This is a genomic window from Rahnella sp. ChDrAdgB13 (assembly GCF_017655185.1).
Lineage (GTDB): Bacteria > Pseudomonadota > Gammaproteobacteria > Enterobacterales > Enterobacteriaceae > Rahnella > Rahnella contaminans.
The window spans coordinates 93,595-99,594 of record NZ_JAEMGT010000010.1; the positions used below are offsets into that span (position 1 = coordinate 93,595).

6 protein-coding genes and 1 pseudogene are annotated in these 6,000 nt (G+C 49.0%); 2 read left to right on the forward strand and 5 right to left on the reverse strand.

Annotated features, from left to right (window positions below; genetic code table 11):
* The first annotated feature begins 140 nt into the window (after positions 1–140).
* Entirely contained in the window at positions 141–428 is a 288-nt protein-coding gene (locus tag J8X26_RS04395) for a hypothetical protein (RefSeq protein WP_208950249.1), read from the forward strand.
* Between the two features lie 67 nt (positions 429–495).
* Here J8X26_RS04395 and J8X26_RS04400 read toward each other — a convergent pair whose 3' ends face one another.
* The 3 genes from J8X26_RS04400 to J8X26_RS04410 all read right to left on the reverse strand — a co-directional run bounded on the left by J8X26_RS04400 (position 496) and on the right by J8X26_RS04410 (position 2,808).
* On the reverse strand, positions 496–711 hold the full coding sequence (locus J8X26_RS04400; protein WP_152325637.1) for a hypothetical protein: 216 nt from the start codon (positions 709–711) through the stop codon (positions 496–498).
* A 137-nt stretch (positions 712–848) separates the two neighbouring features.
* On the reverse strand, positions 849–2,489 hold the full coding sequence (locus tag J8X26_RS04405) for an ABC transporter substrate-binding protein (protein ID WP_208950250.1): 1,641 nt from the start codon (positions 2,487–2,489) through the stop codon (positions 849–851).
* A 127-nt stretch (positions 2,490–2,616) separates the two neighbouring features.
* Positions 2,617–2,808: a YebW family protein gene (locus J8X26_RS04410; RefSeq protein ID WP_152325639.1), complete on the reverse strand. Its 192-nt coding sequence runs from the start codon at positions 2,806–2,808 to the stop codon at positions 2,617–2,619.
* Positions 2,809–3,009: 201 nt separating this feature from the next.
* On the opposite strand from J8X26_RS04410, the gene J8X26_RS04415 reads away from it, so the two are divergent.
* Complete coding sequence (locus J8X26_RS04415; protein WP_104922661.1) at positions 3,010–3,255, forward strand: DUF2766 family protein; 246 nt, start codon at positions 3,010–3,012, stop codon at positions 3,253–3,255.
* A 52-nt stretch (positions 3,256–3,307) separates the two neighbouring features.
* Here J8X26_RS04415 and J8X26_RS04420 read toward each other — a convergent pair whose 3' ends face one another.
* The gene (locus tag J8X26_RS04420) at positions 3,308–3,544 is read right to left on the reverse strand and encodes a YobH family protein (RefSeq protein WP_152325640.1); all 237 of its coding nucleotides are present in this window, start codon (positions 3,542–3,544) and stop codon (positions 3,308–3,310) included.
* Between the two features lie 186 nt (positions 3,545–3,730).
* Positions 3,731–5,929 (reverse strand): annotated as a pseudogene (locus tag J8X26_RS04425) (autotransporter outer membrane beta-barrel domain-containing protein); the annotation flags it as partial.
* Positions 5,930–6,000 lie beyond the last annotated feature (71 nt).

Sequence of the window (6,000 nt, forward strand, 5' to 3'; positions counted from 1 at the left end):
TTGAACATCGGTTTACTTTGCATCCCGCTGGTCGGGGTCTTCACTTTTTTTAAGTCTGCTAAACTTAATATCAGTAACCGGCGAAGATCCCTTTCTTCGCTGTATCCGGTTATTTTCCACCCGTGAAGAAGGATGCCGCTATGACGCATCAAGAACAATTGCAGGCCCTGATGGTTCGCATTGACGCGCTGGAACAACGTGAAAGACAACTGACTTATGCTTCAAATGCTTATCAGGCAATTTTGACCACGTTACTGGGCATTCTGGATAAACCTACGCGCGATCGGGTGATCAGCATGGTAGACCAGGCTCACGATGTGGCTTATACCAAAGCAAATCTGGAGCAGAAAGGGAATATTCTCGGCACGGATGACATCACTCAGCGCATTTTCTTATTCGCGCAGGGGCGTGCATCGCAGCCTAAGTGAACGCAATTGCAGGATTTATTCGTGACTCGTTTCCTAAAAGGCGACGAGGATTTTGTTTATCCCCTGTTCAGGAACGGCGGTCGGCTTTTAACATATTGATGGCCGCGCCAAGTAAAATACGACGCTGAACGCCGGTGGCGCAGGCCAGTTGCTCGTCGAGATAACCAATCAGCGCATCGGCACTCAGAGGCTCCCCTCTGTGACGCATCTGAATCACGCCATCACCGATAATACGCGCCACTTCATCCCAAAGCGGTTGGATCTCACTTTGCGAGAATTTCATGACAGCTCCCGTTTGTGTGATTTACGTACAATCTACCATCTGAGTGGCGTGTGGCAAGTGCGCGGGCTGAGATCGGGTAGCAGGGCGAAAATGAGTTCCTTCCGGCACGTGGGCCGGAAGGGGGGGAGCGCAATGCGTTAGTGCTTAATCACATACAAATCTTTGGTGTAGACGTAATTGAGCAGGCTGTCGTTGAAGCCGCCGACGTAAGGTTTCACCAGACGGGTGCTTACATAATGGTACAGCGGGATGACCGGAGATTGGTCCGTCAGAACCTGCTCTGCCTGCTGATACGCTTTGCCAACATCCGCTTTATCCGTCGCTTTTAATGCATCGTTCAGCGCCTGATCGTAAGTGGCATTGCTGAATTTAGGTGTATTTTCGCTGTTGCCGGTACGCAGCGTATTCAGGAACGTGGACGGCTCGTTGTAGTCCGCAATCCAGGCGTAACGAACCACTTCGTAGGTCCCCTGATGCATGGTATCCAGCATGGTTTTCCATTCCTGATTCTGCAAAACGGCATCCACGCCGAGATTTTTTTTCCACATAGACGCCGCCGCGATGGCAATACGCTGATGGGCTTCTGACGTGTTGTACAGAAGATTGAATTTCAGCGGATGATCCGGACCAAAACCGGCTTCTTTCAGCAATTTCTTCGCTTCTTCGTTACGCTGGTCCTGCGTCAGGCTGGCATCTTTCGGTTTGGCAAATGTAAATCCACCGGTGTTATCCGGCGTCAGATGCCAGGCTGGCGTCTGTCCCTGACCCAGCACTTTGTCGGCAATAATCGATTTATCAATTGCCAGATTCAGCGCCTTACGCACGCGGACATCGTTAAATGGCGGTTTCTGTGTGTTCATCGCGTAGTAATAAACCGCGAGATACGGGCTGACATGAACCTGAGAACCCAGCTCTTTTTTCAGCGAGGCAAACAAGGGTGCCGGAATGGTATTGGTAATGTCTATTTCACCGGCTTTGTAACGGTTAACATCCGCCGTGCCGGAAGCAATTGGCAGATAGGTCACTTTATTGATGACGGTATGCGCGTTATCCCAGTAGGTTGCATTACGGACTGCTGTTATACGTTCGTTAACCGTCCAGGTATCCAGTTTAAAAGGACCGCTGCTGGTGAGGTTGCCGGGCTGAGTCCATTTATCGCCGAATTTTTCGACATCTTCCTGACTGATTGGCGAAAGTGAAGGGTGCGCCAGCATGCCGAGGAAGTAAGAAAGCGGCTGGTCGAGGGTGACTTCCAGCGTATTTTTATCCAGCGCTTTGATCCCTAACTGGTCAGCCGCTTTTTTGCCCGCGATGATTTCACTGGCATTGAGGACGTGCATGCTGCCCAGATAACTTTCGTAAGGTGAAGCGGTTTTAGTGTCGATCAAACGACGCCAGCTGAAAACAACATCTTGTGCGGTAATCGGAGAACCGTCAGACCAGACAATGCCGGGGCGTAAATGGAATACCCAGGTTTTCTGATCTTTCGTTTCCCAGCTTGCGGCCAGCGAGGGTTGTGGATCGCCCTTGTTATCAATGGTAATCAGGCCCGCAAACAGATCACTCAGAATATTGAATTCAACATCGCTTTCCACTTTATGCGGATCGAGAGAGGCGGGTTCACTTCCGTTATTGCGCACGATTTCTTGTTTTGCTGCCAGCTCAACTCCTGCGGGAACGGTCGCAGCGTAGCTGGTAAACGGTGCCAGAAAGGCACTGGAAAGAAGGACTGCGAGGGGAAGTTTCTGAAAGCAGCCATAAGTTTTACGTATCGTCATTGCCATTTCCTGCCCTGTCAATATGGTTAAATATCAATGAGTAACAGGGTATTGATACCGTTCTTCTGACACTTTAGCAATCTTTATGAAATATTTTATTGCCACGTTGTGAAAGCGGGCACAAGGGCTAATATCCGGCATTCTCATGTGCCGGGATCCAGTAACCATCAATAAAATCTTCAATAGGGTAACAGCCGGCCTGGCGTAAACCTTGCTGGTGCATGGCGACAGTGCATTGCGCCTTCGTATTAAAGGCATCCACGACCAAATCTTCGCATCCACCGCCGAGATAACAGATGGTCAAAACAAGTGCGAACATCGTGCTCCTCCTTTGTTGTCACCTGATTAAGCATAGAAGGAATGTCCGGGTAGCGACACAAAACGGGATTCGTTTGCTGATTCTTTGTCCAGTTATAGCGAGGCGAAATACAAGAAAGGAGAGGATAGAGAATTTCATCCATGTGCGTGATATTCTCGCGACCATAATTTTTACGAATGGCTTTTGTGGGAGGAGTATCTGATGTCCGATTCTTTAAACAGAGAACAGGAAATTGAATCTGATTTGGTGGCGTGCCAGCTGGTTATCAAACAAATTCTGGATGTGATCGAAATTATTGCGCCAGCGGAAGTTCGCGAGAAAATGTCTCACCAACTGAAGAGCATTGATTTCAGTAAACATCCTGCCGGAGCGGATCCGGTCACTAAGCGCGCTATCGAAAAGGCTATTTCACTCATTGAGCTGAAATTCACCCGACACGACAGTTGATACTTTTGTTATGCCCGCCGCCGGGACGGGCATAACAACCCACATTTTTTCTCTACTTATTATCAACCACTTCGCCGACCTGCTTGAAAATCGGGCAGTTAGCCACGCCAATTACGCCGCTGTCGGAATGGATATACTGCGAGCTGACAATGCCGCGCGCGGTGAGATACTGGCATTTCAGTCCAAGACCCGCTGCATTTTCACTGCTGCCGACGGTCACACCATAGCCGGAAAAAAGAAAAACGGCGTAAATAACGGCCAAAACAATAATCGTTTTAATCACACTCATCCCACAACTCCCCATGTTCATCCTGACGCTTCAGGATATTGATAAGTCTAGTAGAAGTTATTTCCGGGTAAATGTCATTCCAGCCAATTCTGAATCGCGGCTTTCGGGCTGAAAGCAAAAAAAATGGCCCCTGAAAAGGGGCCATTTGATTACTTAACTCTGCGTCAGACAGAGATCAGGCAGAAATTACCAGCGGTATTTCATACCCACGTTTGCTGCCCACGGCTGGTCAACATCGCTGCCGCCCAGGTAGTTAGCACCCGCGTAAACGGTGAAGTTTTTGCTCATATCGAACTGACCGCCTAAACCAACGCGAACTGCTGAACCATCGATGCCGTTATCGATACGGTCGCCGTTGATATCTGCATCATTGTTGGCATCTTCATAAACGTATGCCAGTGTTGCGTAAGGGCTGATGGCCTGATCGGCACCCAGGTCGAAGGTGTAACCGATGTTGGTACCCAGCTCGTAACGCATGCTGTCATAAGCCTGATCGCTGACGCGCATGTTGTTGCTCATGCTGTAGTCATCATCGCCAATGAAGACGCCGGTGATGCTTGCATACGGCGTCAGGTAAGCTTGTGGTGCGAATTTCCAGTCATAACCGGCTTTCAGACCGAAGCCCCATGCATCTGTTGAGTTATCACCCGACACCTGCTGACCATCGCTCATGGTGCTGTCAGTGGAGTTGCTAAAGTGGCTGTAGCTCAGAGAGGTATCAAAGAATACGCCGTTTTTGAAGTCCAGGCTGGAGTAAACGCGTGCTGACTGGCTGTCAGTATCCACATCTGCGTTATCCATAGACAGACTGGATTTCGCGAAGCTCGCCGCCATACCGACCAGCAATTGACGATCGCCACCCCCTTCAGTAACTTTATCCAAACCAACCATGATGCCGTTAACGTCCTGATCGTAATCAACAACGCCATTGTCGCCGTTTTGTTGACCGCCAAAGTAGTTAACCCATACGCCGCCTTTGTCATCACCCTGGGGGTGACGCGAGCTATCCATACGGTTGCTCAGAGTATCCTGTTCCATATGCCAGGTTGCAGCGTTAGAAGAAGGCAGGCTCAGCGCCGCGTTAGCGGTAGAAGTGATGCCTTGTTTAGCCAGAACAACGGTATCGCCAACTTGTTCTGCCTGATACTTATAAGCACCCAGATCAGCGGTATTTGCGTGAGTGAAGGATGCGTTGCCACCGTAAGTTCGGATCAGTTCTTTGTTTTGATAATCTGCAACGCGGCCTGCGCCGGTTGCGTTATCAATACGAACCTGATAGTTACCGTTAGTCACGCCGTTAACCGCCAGGTGGCCATCGGAATTCATACCGATAGTACCGCGATCGTAAACGTAATCCGCAGCAGTTTTGTCGCGGGCGTTGTTCATGTCGGAGTTCAGAACATATTCACGGCTGCCAACGTTGAAGGTACCGTCATCAGTCAGCACCATATTGTGAGTATCAACTTCACCAGCGCCTAAGTTCAGCTGAGAACCATTACCTACGGCAATGGTGTTCGCGTACAAAGAAGCGGTTTCTTCAGCCAGAGTGGCTTTACTGCCTGAGTTCAGGATCAGTGCGTCAGTTGCAACGCCGCCGTGTGCTGCAATTTTCAGGCTTGACTGATTTGTCAGAGAGATGTTGTCTGCAAGCAGAGTCGAATCAACAACATTCAGCTGTGACTGGTTATTCAGGGTCAGATTGTCAATGTTGGATACCTTTGTGGTATCCCACTCAGAACCATTGTTCAGAGCAACATTGAACAGACCGCTCTGATAGACGCTGTCGCCGATTAAAAGGTTGGTTGTGTTGCTGTAAAGTGAATCCGGCCAGATGCTGTTAGCCGCGCGGTCATACAAAGTATAATCTTTGTCGACGTTTGAAGTCGCTGCACCAACCCATTTACTGCCATTATCCAGGGTCAAATTCAGTTCGTCGGTGTCATCCCAACCATTAGTATCAAGATTGCCGTCGCCATTGCTGTCGTGGCCACCCTTATAATAATTATTGTCAAATGTGCTTGTGAAAGTCACATCGCCTTTAATCGTGGAATTATTAAAGACGGCGTTAGTCTTCATTGAGTTATCTTGCGCAGTTGCTGCTACAGATAGCGCAACATCATCGCCAGGATTTGTTGCGCCGTCGGTTCTTGAACCGTAATCGCTAGGTTTATCTGACTGACCATAAAAACTATTACTATTCAGTTCACTGTATGAACCTGAAGTCAGAACAGAATCATTAACGGTGATATTCGTATCGTAGGTATTACCATTATTAACAGTGGTATCAGCCCAACCATAACCTTGCGTCAGCGCAATGCCAGCAACATGGGAATTGTTCTGGATAACGATGTTGCTTTCTTGCTCAAGTGTTACGGCAACACCCAAAGGGCTTTGTTGAATAAATCGAACTTTTGGCCGTAATCAGGATCAGATCACCACATTCCCGATCCTGTAGC

Coding starts and splice junctions, on each gene's coding strand:
- J8X26_RS04395 (WP_208950249.1), top strand. CDS start 141: ATGACGCATCAAGAACAATTGCAGGCCCTGATGGTTCGCATTGACGCG.
- J8X26_RS04400 (WP_152325637.1), bottom strand. CDS start 711: ATGAAATTCTCGCAAAGTGAGATCCAACCGCTTTGGGATGAAGTGGCG.
- J8X26_RS04405 (WP_208950250.1), bottom strand. CDS start 2,489: ATGACGATACGTAAAACTTATGGCTGCTTTCAGAAACTTCCCCTCGCA.
- J8X26_RS04410 (WP_152325639.1), bottom strand. CDS start 2,808: ATGTTCGCACTTGTTTTGACCATCTGTTATCTCGGCGGTGGATGCGAA.
- J8X26_RS04415 (WP_104922661.1), top strand. CDS start 3,010: ATGTCCGATTCTTTAAACAGAGAACAGGAAATTGAATCTGATTTGGTG.
- J8X26_RS04420 (WP_152325640.1), bottom strand. CDS start 3,544: ATGAGTGTGATTAAAACGATTATTGTTTTGGCCGTTATTTACGCCGTT.